Source organism: Methylovulum psychrotolerans (assembly GCF_002209385.1).
Classification (GTDB): domain Bacteria; phylum Pseudomonadota; class Gammaproteobacteria; order Methylococcales; family Methylomonadaceae; genus Methylovulum; species Methylovulum psychrotolerans.
Window position 1 is genome coordinate 4,623,751 of record NZ_CP022129.1, and the last position, 20,874, is coordinate 4,644,624.

Below are 20,874 nucleotides of genomic sequence, written 5' to 3' on the forward strand. Positions count from 1 at the left end.
ACCCATTATAGCGGTGTAGGTTGGTAATTTTTATCAGGATTTTTTAATAAAGTCAATCAATTAAAGTTATAAAAAGTGGGGATTGGCGGATATTATTTTGATGCGCTTTTGGGCTAGCCACAGGCGGGGGCAATGCTATAGCTCGATATTTAAGTGTTTATCCGAATGTTAAAAACTTGATGATCGAGTATAAGCCATTAACTAGGCTTATTTTTATTACGAACCGCAATAACAGTTTGTTATACTAACGGCGGCTACCTGCCGCCCATAGTTGCCGATAACGGCGCTACCGCTCTGCCTGTCGCCGTACGTTAAACCTTTAACCCGGAGGATATGATGAAAAAAACCGTACTCGCTACCCTGCTGTTACTGTTATGTAGCCAAGCCCGCGCCGATGGCCTGGTCGCCGAGTGGCTATTTAACGATTGTACAGGCAAAGATGCCGGCCCGAACGGCCATGATGCGACCTTAGCGGGCAGCCCCAGTTCTTGCATAAAAGGCCCGGCAAAAAATAAGGCTTTTGTGTTTAATGGCAGCGATAATTACTTGCAAGTCGGCAACTCGCCGGATTTTGCCATCGCCACCACCGCCACTTACAGCTTATGGCTAAAACCCGCCAAATTGTCCGCCGGATTTTTAGTCAGCAAATGGGTGGGCTCGCTGGAAGATAAATTTCTGCATTTGGAAAATGACGGTTCGGTGTCGTTCTTCCTCTTTAAGTGCATGAACGGTGTGGCCTTAAGGTCGGTAAGCAAGCTACCGATACGCCACTGGTCGCATGTCGCCGCCGTGTATGACGGCAAAACCGCCAAACTCTACATTAACGGCGTACTGGATAACGCGACACCCACCCTTGCCGCTTGTGATGTCGGCGATGCTAACGGCACTTTGTTTATGGGCTATAACCCCACTAGGGTGGGCGAATACGATGCGTCTTGGTTGCCCTATCATGGCCAAGCCCACTACCAAGGCGCGATGGACAGTGTGCACATTTACAATACGGCCTTAAACGCCGGGCAAATCAAGGCTTACTATGAATCTATCATTCCGCCTGCGATTGGCGGCACGGTGACTTGGGACGGCCCCCATACCGTCACTTGCGAAAACGTCACCCAAGGCACCAGTGTGGTTATTCCCTCCAGTACCCAAGCGGCGTGGGATTGCGAAGCGTCTGGCCTAAAGTTTAACCACGGCGATGTGAGCAAAGTGACGATTGATGGGGTAAAGCATTAACCCGATGCGCAACCCTTCCCTGCCTCCCCGTTCCCTTCGGCTTCGCTCAGGGAACGGGGGCTTCGGCTCCGCTTAAAGAGCGGGGGTTCCGTTGGCTGAGCGGAGCCGAAGCCCCCCCTAACTCACTCCACCAACAAGCCATCGATCCGTTGGAAGCCGCGCGGTAAGGCCATGCCCCGGTTGGCGCGTTTGCCGGAATATTGCTCTATATCGGCTACTTTCAAGGTCAAGAACTGTTTGCCGGAGACGATTTTCAGCGGTGTGCCCACGGGCAACACTTGCACCGCTACCACCGCATCTTTACCGCTGGCGACTTCGGCGGCGGTCAGTTGGATGAGCTTGTTGCCTTTGCCCCGCGCTAAGGCGGGTAGGTCGGCGATGGGGAAAATCAGCAGCCGCCCTTGTTGGGTCGCTACCGCCAGTAAGTCGCTGTCGTTCGCGACCGGGAGGGGCTTGAACAATTTCGCGTCGTCGCTGAGGGCAATCACCGCCTTGCCGGCCTTATTTTTGGTCAACAATTCGCGCAATTGCACCCGAAAGCCCATGCCCAGATGGGTCGCCAACACCACCCAATCGTCGGGGTTGCCCGCCAATAAGTGGGTGAAGAACGCCCCGGCGGGCGGGTTTAGCCGTGCGGTGAGCGGCTCGCCTTGGGTTCGCGCCGAGGGCAGGTCATGCGCGGAGGTGCTGTAGGCTTTGCCTGTGGAGTCGAACAGGTAGATGGGCTGGGTCGAGCGGCATTTGACGGCATCTAAAAAGCTGTCGCCGGAGCGGTAGTTTAAGCTGCCGACATCAATATCATGGCCTTTGGCGGCGCGTATCCAACCTTTTTCCGATAAAATGACCGTCAGCGGTTCATTGCTGATTAAGGCGACTGCGTCCAGCGCGTGTGAGGCTTCGCGCTCGATGATGGGCGAGCGGCGGTCGTCGCCGAATTTGTCGGCATCGGCTTGGATTTCTTTTTTAATCATCCGGTTCAGCAAACGCGGCGAGGCCAAGGTTTTCTCCAGGCCATCGCGCTCTTTCGCCAAGGCATCTTGTTCGCCGCGAATCTTCATTTCTTCCAACTTCGCCAAATGGCGCAGTTTCAGCTCTAAAATCGCTTCGGCTTGCGTGTCGCTCAGGCCAAAGCGTTCCATCAATACGGTTTTAGGCTTGTCTTCGTTGCGGATAATGGCGATGACTTCGTCGATATTCAGGTAGGCGATCAGCAAGCCGTCCAAAATATGCAGCCGCGCCAGCACTTTGTCTAAGCGGAATTGCAAGCGGCGGCGCACGGTTTCGCTGCGGAAGCTCAGCCATTCGGTCAAAATCTGGTGCAGGTTTTTCACCAACGGGCGGCCATCTAGGCCGATCATGTTCAGGTTGACGCGGTAGCTTTTTTCCAAGTCGGTGGTGGCGAACAGGTGCGACATCACACCTTCGACATCCAGGTTGCGTTTGGATTTGGGGATAATCAGCAAGCGGGTCGGGTTTTCATGATCCGATTCGTCGCGCAAATCCTCAATCATCGGCAGTTTTTTCGCCAGCATTTGTGCGGCGATCTGCTCCATCAGCTTCGCGCCGGAGACTTGGTGGGGCAGGGCGGTGATGATAATCACGCCGTCTTCCAGCTCGTACTTGGCACGCATTTTTACCGAACCGCCGCCTGTGCGGTAGATTTTTTGGATGTCTTCCGCTGAGGTGATAATTTCCGCATCGGTCGGGTAATCCGGGCCTTTGATGTGGGCAAACACCGCTTCCGGCGGGCTGTCTGGCGCGTCTAACAACATCATGCAGGCGTTCGCCACTTCGCGCAGGTTATGCGGGGGGATGTCGGTCGCCATGCCGACGGCTATACCCATAGTGCCGTTTAGTAAGATGTTCGGCAAGCGGGCGGGCAACAGGGCAGGTTCTTTCAGCGTGCCGTCAAAGTTGTCCGACCATTCGACCGTGCCTTGTTCCAATTCGCTCAGCAAGGTGTTGGCGTAGGCGGTGAGGCGCGATTCGGTGTAACGCATGGCCGCGAAAGATTTCGGATCATCGGGCGAGCCCCAGTTGCCTTGGCCGTCAATCAGCGGGTAGCGGTAGGAGAAACTTTGCGCCATCAGCACCATCGCCTCGTAACAGGCCGAGTCGCCGTGCGGGTGGTACTTACCCAACACGTCCCCGACCGTCCGCGCGGATTTTTTATACTTCGCGGCGGCGTTCAGCCCCAGCTCGGACATGGCGTAGACGATACGCCGCTGCACGGGTTTTAGGCCGTCTGCCAAATGCGGCAAGGCGCGGTCGAGTATGACGTACATGGAGTAATCCAAGTACGCCTTCTCGGCAAAGTCCTTTAACGGCAGTTGTTCAAAATTCTCTTGTATAGCGACCACTTATTCATCCTCATCATCGTTAACCTGCAACGCCCGGCTCCGCGCCAAGCTCTCTTGGCGCAATTGCTTGCGCAGCTCGGCGGCGGCAAACAGGCGCCGTTCTTCGTCTGTCTCTAGCTGCAAGCGCGGTACTTCCGCCGACTTGCCGTTTTCGTCTAACGCCACCATGGTAAAAAAGCACGAGGTGGTGTGGCGTTTTTCGTAAGTGCGCAAATGCTCGGCCCATACTTTTACGCCCACTTCCATCGACGAGCGTCCGACATGGTTGACACGGGCGCAAAACGTCACTAATTCGCCGACATTGACGTGCTGCTTAAAGAATACTTGGTCTAGGGCGGCGGTGACTACATAATTTTTGCAATATTTCGCGGCGCAGGCATAAGCGACCTGGTCCAGCAGCTTCAATAACGAGCCGCCGTGGACATTACCTGAAAAATTCGCCATATCCGGTGTCATCAGCACCGTCATGGTCAGGGTTTTCTCTTGTTTGCTCATGGGCTAGGGGTTAATTTATAAAAAGCGGCTATTTTACCTGACACTGGCGGATTGTTGGGGGCTTAATGTGGGCTGGGGGGGCTATTTTTGCCAATATAGGATTGCCTTTATTGACCTAAAGGCCCCACAATAACCCGAAAAAACCGTCACCCATGTCCCCGAACATGTGTTACCTATGTCCCACGTCCATACACCCATCAGGGGAGGGAGTTGCCCACCTTAACAAGCCTTAGCTCTCCGCTAATCTTCCCCACTATTTAGAGGTGACTTTATGAAAAACTTGATGATCGAGTTAATGCAATTGCCCTGAGTGCAATAGTCTTTAGCCCTTGCACGATGGACTGAGCGAGTGTACGAACATTTAGCCTGTCGTTTGCTTAACGCCGGATTCTATAACCATGCAAAAAAGGATGACTATTTTTGCGTGTTTTATGCTGGGTTAGCGCGTAGCAAATACAGCACTACTCCAACAATGGCCTGCCCCATAAAACAATATGGCTACTTAACTTATTGTAAAGTAAATAAATTAATGTAATAAAATTATTGTCATCGTTAATTAAGGGTAAGGTGACAATGTTTATATTACCGATATTTTATGGCAATTTTTAACATAAGCTGTTGGCTTTGTAATTGCATAACCCCTTTATGTATAAGGAAGACATACTTTACCGAATTTTCACTTTTTTGAGGAGGCCATTAGATGCCAGTCACAAATATGCTTTTTTGTAACCGAAAGCCACTTCATCGCTTAAATACACGCCTAGCTCCGCTTTGCGCGGGCGTTATTTTGGCTCTTACGCTAGGCGGCAGTGCCTTGTTTAGCGGGACGGCGGCGGCGCAACAAGTCGGCGCGGGCGCCGAATGGACGACTTCTGGCGGTACGGCAGATGGTACGCGCTATAGTACGCTGACGGATATTACCCCTGCGAATGTCGGCCTGTTAAAAGAAGAATTCGCCTTCCAAACTGGCGTTAATGGTAGCCACATGGGCGACCCGTTAGTTGTCGACAGTACCTTATATGCGGTCACGCCTTACCCGAATAAGTTGGTCGCTTATGATCTTAATACGGGTAAAGCCAAATGGACGTATAGCCCGGCGGTCAACCAATATGCTAAGGGGGTTAATTGCTGCGACACCACCAATCGCGGGGCGGCTTATGCCAATGGCAAGATTGTTTACAATCTGCTCGACAATACCACGGTCGCCGTCGACGCGGTCACTGGCAAGCAAGTCTGGCGGACTAACCTCGCCGATCCGCATACGGGTGTGACCATGACAGGTGCGCCACTGATTGCGAAAGGCAAAGTGTTTGTCGGCACTTCCAGCGGTGAAATGGGTGTCCGTGGCTGGGTGCAGGCGCTGGATCTGGCGACGGGTAAGAAACTTTGGCGTGCCTATACGACCGGCCCTGATAAAGATGTGTTAATCGGGGCGAATTTCCACGCGTTTTACCCGAAAGATCAGGGCAAGGATATAGGTGCGACCAGTTGGCAAGGTACGGCTTGGAAACAGGGCGGCAGTTCGGTTTGGGCTTATTTGACCTACGATGCCGAATTGGATTTGTTGTTCTACGGCACTAGCCAGCCGGGGGTTTGGAACCCAGACATGCGCCCTGGTGATAACAAATGGGGCGCATCGGTTTTCGCCAGAAAACCGGACACAGGCGAGGCGATTTGGGCTTATCAGGTCACGCCGCATGATAATTGGGATTACGATGCTATCAGCGAAAATATCGCCGTCGATCAAACGGTTAATGGCACGTTGCGCAAGCTGTTGGTGCATTTCGATAAGAACGGCTTCGCTTATACCTTTGACCGGGCGACAGGCGAAATCTTGCTGGCCAATCCCTTCATCGGCGAAATTACTTGGGCGAACGGTGTGGATCTGAAAACGGGCTTGCCGGACATCAATACCGATAAGCTGACGCATCAAGGGGCGGAAACGGACAATATTTGTCCGTCGGCGCTCGGTGCAAAAGGCTGGGAGCCGGGTACGTTCTCGCCAAAAACAGGTTTGTTCTATATCCCAACATTTAATATGTGTATGTCTATGCACATGCTGAAAGCCGAGTATGTCGCCGGTGCGCCTTATATGGGCAACGATATAGCAATGGGCTTGGGGGCGGATCCGAGCTTTACCGGGGAGCTGATCGCTTGGGATGCCCCGACGGGTACGAAGAAATGGGGTGTTAAAGAGCGTTATGCCATTTATGGCGGCATTCTCAGCACCGCTGGCGGCGTGGTTTTTTACGGAACCCAAGACAAAACCTTTAAGGCGATTGATGCCAGTACCGGAGCGGTGTTGTTTAAGACGCAGTTGGAGTGCAGCACTGTCGGCAACCCTATCAGTTTCACTGGCCCGGACGGTAAACAGCGCATTGCGGTGTTCAGCGGTGTCGGGGCGATGGCTGGGGCTATAGGGGGCGGTGGCGCTTGTCATAGTAACAAGACGAGTACCGCTATCGGCGGCGGCGAAGTGCATGTGTTTAAGCTTCCTTAACCGCTATTTGTCTACCGCTAAGGAGAAGGGTAATGTCCGAACGGCTTCAACCATTCGCGTATAAGCTACGGCTGGCTTGCGCCGCCGTTTTGCTGGCGGTGACGGCAGGGGCGGCGGCGCAAGGCCAGTTCCGTGTGTGTGCGGATCCTGACAATATGCCTTTCTCCAATCGGCAGCAACAAGGCTTTGAGAATAAGATCGCCGCCGTGTTGGCGAAGGATTTACACGCCCGCCTGAGCTATACCTGGCTCAGGCAAAAACCGGGCTTTATCCGCCAAACCTTGGGCGAGCGGCGTTGCGATGTTGTCATCGGCGTACCTTACGGCTACGAACGGGTGCTGTCCACCCAGCCTTATTACCGTTCCAGCTATGTATTTGTCACCGCTCGCCGCCGCCATTTGGCTTTTAGCTCTTATGATGACCCGATACTGCGCGAGTTAAAAATAGGCTTGCATACGATCGGCAATGACGGCGCTAACTCGCCGCCCGCTAATGCCTTGGCTCACCGTGGTATTGTTGGGCATATCGTCGGCTATTCCATGTGGGGCGAAGCGTCGGTGAAAAATCCGCAAGGCCAGATTGTTGATGCCGTCGTTAAAGGGGATATTGACGTGGCGATTGTCTGGGGGCCGGTAGCGGGGTATTTTGCGAAAAAATATGGCAAAGCTCTGGAAATAGTCCCCGTGCCTGCCGATGCCCAAATGCCTTCGATGCCGGCCTTTTTTGATTTTGCCATGGGAGTCAGAAAAGATGACACGGCTTTGGCGGCAAAGTTGGAACACAGTATGGCTAAGAAACGCCGCAACATTCAAGACATTTTGCAGGCTTATAACATACCGCTCATTACATCCAGTACGGACTCGCCCCCATCCCAACCCAGCACAGATGGGGCGGCTCCACCAAACCATAACAAGAGGTAAATCTATTATGCGAGTTCTACCGAATATCGTTAACATTAGCTTGGGGCTGGTTCTGCTCACAGGCGCAATAGGCGTTGCGTCTGCGCAGGGCAATTTCGCAACAGCAACAACGGCTACAGCCCCCAATTGCATGGCCGCAACCTTGGATGCGGCTGGGGAAGGGCGACGGGCTTTTATGCGCCTGAACTGTTATAGCTGCCATGGCATGGGAGCCAAAGGCGGCATTATGGCGCCTAATATTGCCGGCGCTGAAGCCGGAGATATAAAAGAAGTGGTTCCTAACGGCTCAGACGAGGGAATGCCAGCCTTTAAAAAGTACCTGTGCACCAACGATATTGCCAATTTAACGGCCTATTTACGCTTGGTCGGCACGGGTAAAGAGCCAACCTTTACAGAGTGGTGGGTGACTTATCCGGCACGATAGGCAATCCGGGCAGACCTGCTTAAGTGAACCAAGCGGTTAGGCGGCAGTCTAGCTATTGCGGACATTCACCGCTAATTAAACTTTTTGAAGGTGATTTGATATGAAATGGGAAACACCACGTTATAACGACCTACGCTTTGGTTTTGAAGTGACGATGTATATTTATAACCGCTAATTGGCAGTTGGCGATACTGGACGGGGTCTTACAGTCATGTAGACCCCGTTTTTTATTGTTATCGGTAGCCATAGGTACTGCCTTGGGAAGCTTAACAACGCTACCAGAATTGGTGTTAATGTGGCCTGTCTTGAAGATTGGCTGGCACTTAACAGGTAGTTTTGTCGCTTTCCCCACCCCCGCACACCCTAGCCCCAATCTCCTTACCTAAGCTCTCCAGTTTGCCCTCTATCGCTTTCCCGACAAACAACTGCGGCAAAGAGGCCTCTATACCCTCGCGTTTTTCCCGTTCACTGATGGTGATTTGGGCTTTTTTCAGGGCGGCGATGATGGCGTAGTCATGTGGCAGCAGGTCTTTGAACACCGCTTCACCAAAATAGGTGAATTCTGATGCGGTGCCGCAGCCGAAGGAGGTTTTATCGGCAGCGGCGGCGGTGGCTATTAAGGTATCGTCGCTTTCTAAGGCTTTGATAAAGCCGCCTGAGTAGCAGGCCGAGACGATGATCACCCGCCATTTTATGCCGGCATTATCCAGCATGGCGCGGAGTTTTTCTGGGGTGATGTCGTTTAACGCTAAGGGCCAGAAGGAGACGGCGAAACGGTGGTCGCGGGAGCCGTGGCTGGTCATGTACAGCATCAGCACATCTTCGTCTTTATCCATGATGCTGCCGATGCGTTTAAGCGTGGCGGCTAAGTTGGTAGCATTGGCAAGCGGTATGTTGTCGCGGGTATGCAAATGGTTAACTAGGTTAATGGAATGGCCTTGGGTGCCGAAGCGGGTATCGAGCATGTTTTTGGCGAAGGCGACTTCTTTTGAGAACACGTCTTCGCTGGCATACCCGGCAAAGCCGATAAAGAATAGCTCGCTCAGGTGCTTGCGCTGGGGCGTTAAGGTTTGCAGGGCGGCGGACAGGATATCTGGTTGGCGGTACATGAGCTGTTCGGCATCCATTTTCCGGTATTCCGCCCATCGGTCGTCGTCTTCGTTGTCTTCGGGGTCGGGATGATACCAAAAGTCTGTGGTTTCGCCGAAGACGCGCGTTTGTAACCCTCCGCTGAAGATAAGGGTTAACAGGGCGACCGATGCCAGTGCTTTCTGGTGGTTGGAAGCGATGTAGAAAACGCGCCATAAAATAACGTACAGATAGAGGTAAGCCAGTACGATAAAGAGGTTAAGGGCCGAATAGGGTGATGCTGTCGGGTTGCTGGTATGGTTTTGCACATACTTATTTATGCCGATGATGAGATCTAAAACAGGGGCGGTCGTGTTGAGGATGACGATGCCGGTCGCCAAAAACGGCCAGGATTTTTTCCAGAATTTGGCGATGATAAAAATGAGCAGCCAAGAGATTAATTGGCGGAAGAAATAGTCGGGCAGGGCGTAAGTATTAAACAGCGGTTCGGGTAGGGTAGATAAATAGCTGATGGCAATGGTCAGCGCCAGGTCAATCAACATGAGTACGGCGATTTGGTCGCCGTTAATGACAAAACTAGGGCTACCGCAGGGACGGAACGAGATTAGGCGTAAGCCCATCCATAGATTGATTTGGGTATCTTTTAAAAACTTACGCATAGTTACCGCCGTTGACATGAAGGTGAAGGCTTTGCGGTAAAGTATAGTGAAAATGGTCGTGATGTGGGCAGTTTTTAGGGCTTTGCCTCGCGCCTTTCATGATAAGCCGGGTTATGCTAGCGCTAACCCGGCTTACGGTGGCTTATTCTGTGCGGTAAAGACAGAAATTACGGTGATGGGCTCTTATTCCATTGCCGCCGCAATCGCACTGCCCATTTCCACTGTACCTGCTTTGGTGTTGGGGTTTAAGTCAGGGGTGACGTAAATGCCTTCATTGACGACTTTTTCGACGGCCTTAACGACCCGTTCGGCGGCTTCAGTTTCGCCGATGTGGCTAAGCATCATTGCCCCCGCCATGATAACGGCGGTAGGGTTGGCGAGGTTTTTGCCGGCAATGTCCGGTGCACTGCCGTGTACGGCTTCAAACAGGGCGGCATCCGCACCGATGTTCGCGCCGGGAATTAAGCCTAAACCGCCGACCAAGCCTGCGGTCAGGTCGGATAAAATGTCGCCGAACATATTGGTGGTGACCACCACGTCGAATTGTTTGGGGTTCATGACCATGTGCATACAGGCGGCATCAATAATTTTTTCGTCAAAGTTGATGTCGGGGTAGCGGGCTGCGACTTCTCTGGCAACATCTAAGAACAGGCCTTGGCTGAATTTGAGGATGTTGGCCTTATGGCAGACGGTAACTTTTTGGCGGTTATTGTCACGCGCATACTGGAAAGCATATTCGACGATGCGCTCGGAGGCGCTGCGGGTGACGACGGCAAGGCTTTCGGCGATGTCTTTTTTCGGGCTTAAATAATGCTCTAAGCCGACGTACAGGCCTTCGGTGTTTTCGCGCACGATAACAATGTCCACGTCGTCGTAACGGGTTTTGATGCCGGCCCAGCTTTTAGCCGGACGCACGTTGGCGTAGAGGTCGTATTGTTGGCGCAGGGCGACGTTGATGCTTCTAAAGCCGGTACCGACCACCGTGGTCAGCGGGCCTTTAAACGCGATACGGGTTTTGTCAAACGATGTCATAGTGGCATCAGGCAAGGGTGTGCCGAATTTCTCAAATGCCGACAGGCCGGCATAAGCTTCTTCCCATTCTATTTTAACGCCAGTGGCATTTATGACCTTCACCGCTTCATCCATAATGGATGGGCCGATGCCGTCACCTTTAATTAATGTAATTGTGTGCATTTTTTTCTCCTTGGGTTTAAAAAGGGTAGGGGTCTTGGTGCCATGCACCAATAAGGCGCAAAAAACCTCAGCCAATCACGCTTTAATTCGGGGCGGCTGAATTATAGAGCGATAAAAAGGGTTTTTATAGTAGATAGGCAAATATTGCTGGTTCTATAGGGCTAGGGTAGCTTAATCAAGCAATTTTCGCACCTAAAAATAATCGCTTTGTGTTGGGGGCGGTAAAAACGGTGTGACGGTTACGGCGAGGAGGGGGATAATGGTTACAGAGCTTAGAGGCCATCTGTTAATAGCGGCCTTATTTGCTTTAGCGTGTGGCGGCTTGTTGTCGCCGCCACGCCGCTTAAACGTTGGTGTAGGTTTATTCTTTGACGGCTTCAACCGGAATAGTTAGAGTGACTTCATCGCCCACATGCGGGGCATATTTGCCCATATTGAAATCGCTACGTTTAACGACAGTTGTGGCATTGGCACCGCAAGCGTCTTTTTTCAGCATAGGGTGAGGCATACACTGGAAGGACGTTACCGCTAAGGTGACGGGTTTGCTGATCCCTTTGAGGGTCAGGATACCGTCAACGGCGACTAAGGCCTCGCCCTCGAATTTGAGGGTGTTAGAGGTGAAGGTTGCAGTGGGGTAGGTGGCGGTATCGAGGAAATCTTTGCCTTGGATATGTTCGTTAAACAGCGGGGAGCCGGTATCTACCGAGGTGGTGGCGATGGTGACATCGACCGAGCCGGATTTGGCTTGGCGGTCAAGCACGATTTTTCCGGTGGCTTTATCGAAGCGGCTTAGTTGGGTTGAGTAACCAAAATGGCTGTAAGAAAAGCGCGGTAAGGTATGGGTGCTGTCAATAAGGTAGGTTTCTGGCGTGGCTAAGGCGGCGGTTGAGAAGAGCGCGGCTAATGTCAGCAGGGTAATGCGTTTCATGATAAATCTCCTAATTAGATAAAACAAAAATGTGGGATGGTGTAGGGTAGGCCACAGGAGAATTGGAAAGGGTTATTCTAGTGACCCGTTATTTTTGGGTGTTTTCAAGCGGCCAGTTCCGCTAACCGTTGTTGGGCGTTAGCTAAGCTTTGCCCTTTTGTGGCCTCGCCCATGTTAAGCCCTTCGGCATAGACAAATTCTATATCGGTAATGCCGATAAAGTTAAGGAAATTGCGTATATAAGTGGTTTGGCTGTCTAGTGCCGTTCCGGCATACAGGCCGCCACGGGTGGCGAAGATGTAGGCCTTTTTGCCTGACAGCAAGCCTTCTGGGCCGTTTTCGGTATAGCGGAAGGTTACGCCAGCGCGGGCAATTTGGTCAAAATACGCTTTGAGTGTCGAGGGGATGCCAAAGTTGTACATAGGCAACCCTATGACGACGGCTTGCGCTTGTTTAAGTTCATCGATCAGCGCGTCCGATTCGGCAATATAGGCTTGTTGCTCAGGGGTGCGGGCTTCGGGTGGGGTGAAAAAGGCAGAAACCCGCGCTGCGTCCAAATGGGGCAGGGGATCTTTCGCCAGATCACGGCTGATAACTTGGGCAGCCGGATTATGGGTCTGCCAAGTAGTGACGAATTCATCGGCAAGTTGGCTGGAATGGCCGCCAGATGAGAAGATGCTTGAGTTAAGTTGCAGCAGTGTGGTCATGTTTTTGCTCCATCAGTAAAAGTTGGCACTATTTAAGCCTTTATTAAAAAGATAAAAAAGCATAATAATTGGCTAATATTAATGAATTTATTCGATAGGTCTATTATGTCTGCCCATATCTCTTTAGAACAATGGCGCTCTTTAATCGAAGTCGTCGATGCGGGCGGTTATGCCCAAGCGGCGGAAAGGCTGTGCAAAAGCCAATCCGCCGTCAGCTATGCCGTACAAAAAATAGAATCCTTATTAGGGGTAAAAGCCTTTGAGATTCAAGGCCGCAAGGCCGTCCTTACACCGACCGGACACATGCTTTACCGCCGCGCCCAAGCTTTGCTGCGTGATGCCCAAGATTTGGAGCGGGCCGCGCATAAGCTGTCGGCGGGCTGGGAGGCGGTCATTACCATCGCCGCTGAAATTTTGTTGCCGACCGACCTGTTGTTGGCAGGTATGCAGCGCTTTAGCCAAGAAAGTCCTGGGACGCGCATTGAACTGATCGAGTCGGTGTTAGGCGGGACTTCAGATGCACTGCTGAGCGGTAGTGTGGACTTGGCGATTTCGCCGCAATTGCCGACGGGTTTTTTGGGGGAGATTTTAATGCGGGTACGTTTGTTGGCGGTGGCTCATGCCGACCATCCCTTACACCATCAAGGCCGGGAATTGACTTATCTGGATTTACGCGCTTACCGGCATGTGGTGGTTCGGGATTCGGGGGTCAAGCGCGACCCGTGTACAGTAACTGTTGAGGTTGACCAGCGTTGGACGGTGAGCCAGGTGGCGACATCAATCCAAGCGGTCTGTAAGGGGTATGGCTTTGCTTGGTTACCCGAAGAGCATATTCGTGAACAGCTACGGACGGGGCTGCTAAGGCCCTTACCGTTGCGGGAAGGCGGCACACGCGAAGCACCGCTATACTTGATTTTGGCTAATCCTGATTTTGCCGGGCCAGGGGTCAGGCGTTTGGTTGAAATTATCAGAGAATCGGTATTGAATAAAGTTATTTAACTCGATCATCAAGTTTTTAATATTAGAATAAGCAACTTAGCCATTAAATATTGGATTAGTATTTTAATTAAGTAAAAACAACAAGTTGCAATGGAATCCGTCCCCCTCCCCTGATGTGGAGGGATGGGGTGGGGAGAATCTAAATAAGGCTTTTTTCATTAAACGAAATAAAAACAGTCTGATTAAAATCTCTTAGCCATGAGCATAAGTCATTGATTTTATTCTCCCCACCCCAACCCTCACTGCCATTAAGTTAAGGAAATTCTGTTCAGAAACAATGTTTTTTCTTCCTTTTATGGAAGTTCAGCAACCCCCTTGCCGATGTCTTTTGTCTGGGCGGGTTACGGTGCTTTCGTTCCAAGCAAGGGCATCGCCGACAAGCCCGTCGCCGTTGCAAAGCCTTGATTGCAGATCAGGTAGTCTGTGTAGAGTTCTATTTTTTCTTTTTCCATCCGTCAATGATACTCTTTTTGGGATGGGGTGCGTAACATCAGTTATTAAAGGAACAGAAAGCTGCCCTTATCAATAAAGCGGTCACTAAAGGCATTAACCCAAATGCTAAGATGAAGCCAAGCGGGATTGAGTGGATTGGTGATGTGCCGGAAGAGTGGCAGCTAATGAAATTAAAATTTACCGCTAAGATGATGAGAGGAAAATTCTCTCATCGCCCCAGAAATGATGCGAGGCTATATGGAGGAGAATATCCGTTTATTCAAACGGGTGATGTAACAAAAACTGAAAAATATATATCCACATACAGCCAAACACTCAATGAATGGGGATACAGCGTTAGTAAAGAATTTCCCTGTGGAACAGTTGTAATTACTATCTCTGCTAATATCGGCGATATTGCTATCCTGAATTTTAATGGCTGCTTTCCTGATAGCGTTGTAGGTTTTTTTTCGAACTCAAATATAAACGAATACTTATTTTATTTACTAAAATCAATGAAAAACGTTTTTATAAGTGAAAGCATTGAAGGTACTCAGCTTAATCTAAATGTTGAAAGGTTATCGAGCATTAAAGTTGCCCTTCCTGAGCCAATGGAACAGCTAGCCATACTAGACTTCATCAAAACCGAAACCGCCACCATAGACACCCTAATCACCAAATACCAAAAACAAATCGAATTAATGCAGGAATACCGAACCGCATTAATCAGCCAAGCGGTCACGGGCAAGATTGATGTACGGGGCTGGCAACCTAAAACCAAGGAAGTAGTCAAGTGAACCAAAGAATTAAAAACAAAATAGAAGCGACCAACATCAGTATCAATGCCTTGCTGAAAGACCAGAAATTTACCATTGATTATTTTCAACGGGAATATCGCTGGCAAGACAAGCATATCAAGCTTTTGGTAGAAGACTTAACCACGACTTTCTTAAAATCATACCATCCCGAACACAAACGCCCCGAAGTATCGAATTATCAAAGCTACTATTTAGGACCAGTCGTTTTTAGCGAAAACCCCGACAACGGCAAAAAATCCATTATTGATGGGCAGCAACGGATCACCTCCATTACCCTGTTGCTGATGTACCTCAATTATCTGCAAAAAGAGCAGCCGCAAAAGGTTGCCATAAGCGAGCTTATCTTTTCAGAAAAGTATGGCGAAAAGTCTTTCAATATGACGGATGAAACCAGGGAATCATGCTTAAAAGCTTTATTTGAAGACGGCGACTATACATTAACGGAAGATGACGATGAAACTGTCCAAAACATGGTGCAACGCTATGGGGATATTGTGCAAGCTTTCCCCGAAGAGCTGACGGTAAAGGCCTTGCCCTTTTTTATTGACTGGTTCATCGAAAATGTGGTCATTGTGATGATTACGGCCTATTCGGATGAAAATGCCTATACCATTTTTGAGACCATGAACGACAGGGGGCTTAACCTAACGCCTACGGAAATGCTGAAAGGTTATGTATTGTCTAAAATTACCGATAAAAAACAACGTAATGAAATTAATGGCCTTTGGAAAACTGAAATACAAAAGCTGCATAAATATGACAAAGATGCCGATCAGGGGTTTTTCCAGGCATGGTTCAGGGGAAAATATGCGGTAACTATTAGGCCGGGGAAAGCGGGTTCGGAAGATCAAGATTTTGAATTAATTGGCTCGCGTTTTCATAATTGGTTTAAAGACAATCATAAGGCATTGTTTAATCTGGAGACATCAGATGAGTTTTATGAATACTTTAAAAATCAATTTCCTTTTTTTGTAAAATGGTATTTAAAAATTTGGGATGCGCAAATAAAATTCGACCCCTCCATGCCCCATGCAAACTACATTAACCATTGGGGTATTGCGGAATCTTTACAAAACCCTTTGTTGCTGGCTTCTATCACGCTTAAAGATGACGCTGACACCATTCACCAGAAAATCGATTTTGTATCCCGCTATATTGAAACCTTTACGGTAAAAAGAGCCGTTAACTTCCGCAAGTTTGGACAAACGTCCATCAAATACACCATGTTTAATGTCATTAAGCTCATCCGCAACAACGACATTAATACACTTGGCATTCATCTTGCTAAAGAAGCGGACAGTATTTCAGAAAGTTGGAATGCTGTACCGGAATTTATCCTGCATGGCATGAACAGAAAATTTGTCAAACACTTGCTGTCCCGGATAGCCAGTTATCTGGATAATCTTATCGGCAAAGACACGACTTATCCCACCTATCACCATCCGAATGGCAAACAATTTGAAATTGAACATATTTGGGCTGATAAGTTTGCAGAACATAAGGATGAATTTGAACAAGAAAACGATTTTCAGTATTGGCGAAATTCAATAGGCGCACTCCTGCTTTTACCTCAAGGAACCAATCAATCTTTTAGTAGCGACCAATATACTGATAAGCTTGGGCATTATTTGAAGGAAAACACCTATGCACAAACGCTACACCAGATGTATTACGAAAAAAACCCTAATTTTTTAAAATCTGAGACCATCCAACGTTTAGCGTTTAAAGCCCATCCCCAATTCAAAAAAGAGGATATTCAGGATCGTGAGCAGTTAGTGCAGCGTATTTGTGAGAACTTATGGGCTGTCGATTATTTTAGCGGGAAGATTGGGGAGAAAGCCTAATGAGCGGTATCAAGGAAATAAACTTTGAAGACACCGTGTTTGATTTCCTTAAAGATAGCCCGCTTTACACAGAACGGTTCAGTTCCCATTTCAGCCTTGAACCTATTTTGGATGTTGGGTTATTTGAACAATTCCTACGCCAAACCCAGCCGGAAAGCTGGCGTAAATTAGAAAAACAATTCCCTGAACAGCCTATGGCGGCGGTGGTTGCCGAATACGCCAAACTGCGTGATAAACGGGGCATCCTTAATGTGCTACGCGAGGGCTTTGTGTTGCAGGGCGCAAGTATCAAGTTGTTGTTCTTTAAGCCCTCGTCCGGTTTAAATCCTGAACATCAGCAACACTATGCCGCCAATCGGTTTTCAGTGATCCGGCAAGTCCATTACAGCAGCCGCTTTCCTGATAAAAGCTTAGACTTGGTGATTGCCGTCAATGGCATCCCGATTGTCACCTTAGAGTTAAAAAACGAGTTTACCGGACAAAACATCACTCATGCGGTTGAGCAATACTGCAAGCGGCGTGATGGCAAAGACCCGTTTTTAAAGAACTGCCTTGTCCATTTTGCCGTTGATAACAATACGGTGTTAATGACGACAAGGCTGGAAAATGGCGACACCCGATTTTTGCCGTTTAACCGCGACACTAAAAATCCGGTTATTGCCGATAAGTTTGCCAGCAGTTATTTATGGGAGGATGTCTTACAAGCCGATAGCTTGCTAGAGATCATCAACCATTATGTGTTTTATGAGCTTGATGAAAAAACTAAAGTACCTAGCACGATATTTCCCCGTTACCATCAACGCGATTGTGTCCGCAAGTTGGTGACGGCGGTAAGGCATAACGGTACTGGACATAATTATCTTATCCAGCACAGTGCAGGCAGTGGCAAAAGCAAAACGATTGCCTGGCTGGCGCATCAATTGTCCACGCTGTTTGATGCTGACCATCAGCTGATATTCGACAGCATTATCGTGATTACCGACCGTATTGTGTTGGACAAACAATTGCAAAAGCAAATATCCGCATTTGAAAAAACCAAGGGGACAGTAAAAACCATCACCAAAGGCAGCAAACAACTGATTAATGCCTTGACCGATGGCGATAAAATTATTATCACGACGTTGCAGAAGTTTGGCTTTGTCGGGGATTTGGCTAATCTAAGTGGCAAACGCTTCGCCATTATTGTGGATGAAGCCCATAGCAGCCAAAGCGGTGAGAATGTTAAAGATTTAAAGTTGACGTTGACGACCGATGAGGCGTTAAAAGCCATTATTAATCAGGATGATGAAAACCGCGAACCGAAAGATACGGTAGAAAACCAACTGGAAAAAATAATGGCCAGCCGTCAAAAATTGCCGCACCTTTCTTTTTTTGCCTTTACCGCCACACCTAAACCAAAAACCTTAGAGTTGTTCGGTATCCCTGATGCCACGCAAAAATCGGGTTTTCGGGCTTTTCATGAATACTCAATGCGCCAAGCGATTGAAGAGGGTTTTATCCTGAATGTCTTGGATAACTATATTACCCATAGCAGTTATTTTGAGTTAATCAAAAATGAGCAAGCCGAGGATGACAAGGCGTTTGAAAAATTAAAGGCCAAGTGCTTGTTGATTAAAGAAGTTAGTCTGCATCCTTTTGCTATCGCTAAAAAAAGCCATCTTATGCTGGCGCATTTTATGGAAAAAACAGTCCATAAAATTGCGGGTAACGCCAAGGCGATGTTAGTCACCAGTTCCAGAGCCCATGCCGTGCTATATAAAAAGGCCTTTGACACCATTATTAAGGAACAAGGCTACGACATAAAAACCTTGGTGGCTTTTTCAGGCACGGTTGAATTGAATGATGAAAAATATACCGAAGAGGGTATGAACGATGCAAAAGCTAAGGATATTGCCGAGACGTTTAAAAAGCCAAGCTACAAAATTTTAATCGTTGCCAATAAATTTCAAACAGGATTTGACCAACCGCTGTTACACACCATGTATGTCGATAAGGCTTTAGGCGGCGTTGCCACGGTACAAACCCTAAGCCGCTTAAACCGGACAGCCAAACATAAACAGGACACCTTTATCATCGACTTTGTGAATAAGCATGAGGACATTCAAAATGATTTCCAAAACTATTATCAAAGCACCCGCCTTGATAAAGCCACCGATCCGCAGAAATTGTATAACCTAAAGTATGAGATTGAAAATGCGGCTGTGTTTACCACGGAGCAGGTAAATTATTTTATTGGGATGTTTGTCAGGGACAAAGTAAAGTCGGAAGTGCTTTCACCTTTCTTTAAAAAGATAGCCGATGACAACTACCTTACCCTAGAGCCGGAAGATAAGGACAAATTTAGGAAAAACTTGAATAAATACATCCGGCAGTATTCGTTTATTTCGCAAATTATCACCTTTATCGACACCGATCTTGAAAAATTTTATTTGTTTGCCAAACTGTTGTTTAAATATTTACCTTATGAAAAAGCAACTTTGCCACTTGAGGTTATCCAAATGGTAGATATGGATAAGTACAAAATTCAAGAGCAGGAAAACGGCAGCATCGCCCTTAACCCTGAAGATGCCACACTGGAAAATCAGCAAGGTGATGGCAATGGCGGCAAGCAAGAAGACCCCAAAGAGTTATTGGCGATTATTGTTAAGGAAATCAATGACAAATATGCCGTTGAATTGGGCGATGATGATAAGGTCGTAAAAGACATGTTCGAGTCATTAAAAAAAGATGATGATTTAATGGCAAGTCTACGCGCCGATAGTATTGAAGATTTGAAAAGAATGAAATTACGCGAATGTATGGATCAGGCATTATTAAAAAATGCCGAACCGCCAATTGAGTTTATGAACCGATTATCAAAAGATAAAGGCTTAGCAAATTATGTGGTTGGGCAATTTTTTAATTTGCTCATGGATGAAGTCAATAGAGATCGTCCTGGGCTTTAAACAATATGAGGGTTGAAGCTTTTTAGCTTCCCCCCCATTGGAACCATCATTGAGTCGCCCATTAACTATACGCCGACTTTTTTCGTTTATTTCGTTTATACTATTGCCAGAATAAACCCACAAAAAACGTGAGACGATAACATGCCAGCATTCGCCATTGCCCACCTGCCCACCCCACAAGAAACCGAAGAAGCCAAAATCACCAGCCGGGCTTTGGCAAAGTATGCCCATAACGACAGGCTACACTTAAAAATTGCCAACCCACCGCATGAAGCGGACGATTTGATCTTGCCCGGCTACGCGCTTAACCTGTTGCTGGACATCTTAACGGAAATGTCCAAAGGCAATGCCATAACGGTCATGCCGATACATGCCGAATTATCGACCCAAGAAACCGCCGAACTGTTAAACGTCAGCCGCCCGCATTTGGTCGCCTTACTCGAACAAGGTAAAATCCCTTTTAGAAAAGTCGGCACACATCGGCGGGTGTTGGCGAAGGATGTGTTTGCTTATAAACAAGGCATTGACGCAGACCGCCTGCAAGCCTTGCATGAGCTGACCGCCCAAGCCCAAGAGCTGGGCATGGGTTATGAATAATGGCGAAATTTTCAGTTATTTATGATGCCTGTGTCTTATACCCCGCCCCTTTAAGGGATTTGTTAATGCACTTGGCCTTAACGGATTTGTTCAAGGCACAGTGGACAGACCACATCCATGAAGAATGGATAACAGCCTTATTGAGGCGGGAACAATACGACAGGGCTGTTTTAGAACGGACACGCGACCTAATGGATACCTGTGTGCGTGATGCCAAGGTGTTCGGTTATGAGGACTTAATAGAAGCGTTAGTCTTGCCCGATCCCAATGACAGGCATGTTTTAGCCGCCGCCATTAAATCTGGCGCGGATGCGATTGTCACTTTCAACCTAAAAGACTTCCCCAGCGATATTTTGGCAAAATACGGCATTGAGGCGATACACCCTGATGAATTCATTTATAGCCAGATTGACTTAGCCCCCGCCACGGCTTGCGGTGCAATCAAGCGGCAACGGCAATCATTGAAAAACCCGCCCAAAGCCAAAGACGAGTTTTTAGCGATATTGCAAAAACAACAGCTACCCCAAACGGTATCGGCATTAAGGGCTTACATTGAGTTAATTTAAGGCCGTTTTCAAACTGAAAAAGGCTGGGAAACTAGGCGTAAATTTAGGCGCAACAGCCAAACGATACCGAGACAAAACCAAACAATTTGAAACAACTTGAAACCCTGTGCATATAAGGTATAATGCGTAGTTTGAAGTTGCTTCAATGCGTTGGGGATGCACTT

The 20,874-nt window shown here is 48.5% G+C and carries 17 protein-coding genes; 11 read left to right on the plus strand and 6 right to left on the minus strand.

The window, feature by feature from the left end:
- Positions 1-333 precede the first annotated feature (333 nt).
- A complete protein-coding gene (locus CEK71_RS20815; protein ID WP_088621180.1) occupies positions 334-1,233 on the plus strand; it encodes a LamG domain-containing protein in 900 nt (299 codons plus the stop codon).
- Positions 1,234-1,355: 122 nt separating this feature from the next.
- Here CEK71_RS20815 and parC read toward each other — a convergent pair whose 3' ends face one another.
- Entirely contained in the window at positions 1,356-3,593 is a 2,238-nt protein-coding gene (gene parC, locus CEK71_RS20820; RefSeq protein ID WP_232463706.1) for a DNA topoisomerase IV subunit A, read from the minus strand.
- Complete coding sequence (locus CEK71_RS20825; protein WP_088621181.1) at positions 3,594-4,088, minus strand: acyl-CoA thioesterase; 495 nt, start codon at positions 4,086-4,088, stop codon at positions 3,594-3,596.
- A 787-nt stretch (positions 4,089-4,875) separates the two neighbouring features.
- On the opposite strand from CEK71_RS20825, the gene CEK71_RS20830 reads away from it, so the two are divergent.
- From CEK71_RS20830 to pqqA, 4 genes are all read left to right on the plus strand, one after another.
- Positions 4,876-6,588 carry a PQQ-dependent dehydrogenase, methanol/ethanol family gene (locus CEK71_RS20830; RefSeq protein ID WP_157679503.1) on the plus strand — a complete coding sequence of 571 codons (1,713 nt, stop codon included), beginning with the start codon at positions 4,876-4,878 and terminating at the stop codon, positions 6,586-6,588.
- Positions 6,589-6,620: 32 nt separating this feature from the next.
- Entirely contained in the window at positions 6,621-7,508 is an 888-nt protein-coding gene (locus CEK71_RS20835) for a substrate-binding domain-containing protein (RefSeq protein ID WP_088621183.1), read from the plus strand.
- Positions 7,509-7,638: 130 nt separating this feature from the next.
- Positions 7,639-7,932 carry a c-type cytochrome gene (locus CEK71_RS23775; protein ID WP_269766623.1) on the plus strand — a complete coding sequence of 98 codons (294 nt, stop codon included), beginning with the start codon at positions 7,639-7,641 and terminating at the stop codon, positions 7,930-7,932.
- A 100-nt stretch (positions 7,933-8,032) separates the two neighbouring features.
- Positions 8,033-8,107, plus strand: coding sequence for a pyrroloquinoline quinone precursor peptide PqqA (gene pqqA, locus CEK71_RS20845; protein WP_088621719.1), 75 nt, complete (start codon positions 8,033-8,035; stop codon positions 8,105-8,107).
- Between the two features lie 148 nt (positions 8,108-8,255).
- Here pqqA and CEK71_RS20850 read toward each other — a convergent pair whose 3' ends face one another.
- The 4 genes from CEK71_RS20850 to CEK71_RS20865 form a co-directional block, all read right to left on the minus strand.
- Positions 8,256-9,680, minus strand: a complete 1,425-nt coding sequence (locus CEK71_RS20850) for a C13 family peptidase (RefSeq protein WP_157679507.1) — start codon at positions 9,678-9,680, stop codon at positions 8,256-8,258.
- Between the two features lie 183 nt (positions 9,681-9,863).
- Positions 9,864-10,874 (minus strand): isocitrate/isopropylmalate dehydrogenase family protein, encoded by a 1,011-nt coding sequence (locus CEK71_RS20855; RefSeq protein ID WP_088621720.1) that lies wholly within the window; start codon positions 10,872-10,874, stop codon positions 9,864-9,866.
- 361 nt (positions 10,875-11,235) lie between these two features.
- Positions 11,236-11,802, minus strand: coding sequence for a YceI family protein (locus CEK71_RS20860; RefSeq protein ID WP_088621186.1), 567 nt, complete (start codon positions 11,800-11,802; stop codon positions 11,236-11,238).
- 104 nt (positions 11,803-11,906) lie between these two features.
- Positions 11,907-12,509: an FMN-dependent NADH-azoreductase gene (locus CEK71_RS20865; protein WP_088621187.1), complete on the minus strand. Its 603-nt coding sequence runs from the start codon at positions 12,507-12,509 to the stop codon at positions 11,907-11,909.
- Between the two features lie 81 nt (positions 12,510-12,590).
- Between CEK71_RS20865 and CEK71_RS20870 the strand changes: the two genes are divergently transcribed.
- From CEK71_RS20870 to CEK71_RS20895, 6 genes are all read left to right on the plus strand, one after another.
- Complete coding sequence (locus CEK71_RS20870; protein ID WP_232463708.1) at positions 12,591-13,508, plus strand: LysR family transcriptional regulator; 918 nt, start codon at positions 12,591-12,593, stop codon at positions 13,506-13,508.
- 563 nt (positions 13,509-14,071) lie between these two features.
- The gene (locus CEK71_RS20875) at positions 14,072-14,737 is read left to right on the plus strand and encodes a restriction endonuclease subunit S (RefSeq protein WP_088621188.1); all 666 of its coding nucleotides are present in this window, start codon (positions 14,072-14,074) and stop codon (positions 14,735-14,737) included.
- Positions 14,734-16,602 (plus strand): DUF262 domain-containing protein, encoded by a 1,869-nt coding sequence (locus CEK71_RS20880; protein ID WP_088621189.1) that lies wholly within the window; start codon positions 14,734-14,736, stop codon positions 16,600-16,602. The genes CEK71_RS20875 and CEK71_RS20880 overlap by 4 nt, the downstream gene beginning before the upstream one ends.
- Positions 16,602-19,547, plus strand: a complete 2,946-nt coding sequence (locus CEK71_RS20885) for a type I restriction endonuclease subunit R (protein ID WP_088621190.1) — start codon at positions 16,602-16,604, stop codon at positions 19,545-19,547. Before CEK71_RS20880 ends, CEK71_RS20885 begins: the two co-directional genes overlap by 1 nt.
- Before the next feature lie 141 nt (positions 19,548-19,688).
- On the plus strand, positions 19,689-20,144 hold the full coding sequence (locus CEK71_RS20890; RefSeq protein ID WP_088621191.1) for a helix-turn-helix domain-containing protein: 456 nt from the start codon (positions 19,689-19,691) through the stop codon (positions 20,142-20,144).
- Positions 20,144-20,710 carry a PIN domain-containing protein gene (locus CEK71_RS20895; protein ID WP_088621192.1) on the plus strand — a complete coding sequence of 189 codons (567 nt, stop codon included), beginning with the start codon at positions 20,144-20,146 and terminating at the stop codon, positions 20,708-20,710. Before CEK71_RS20890 ends, CEK71_RS20895 begins: the two co-directional genes overlap by 1 nt.
- Positions 20,711-20,874: the final 164 nt, after the last annotated feature.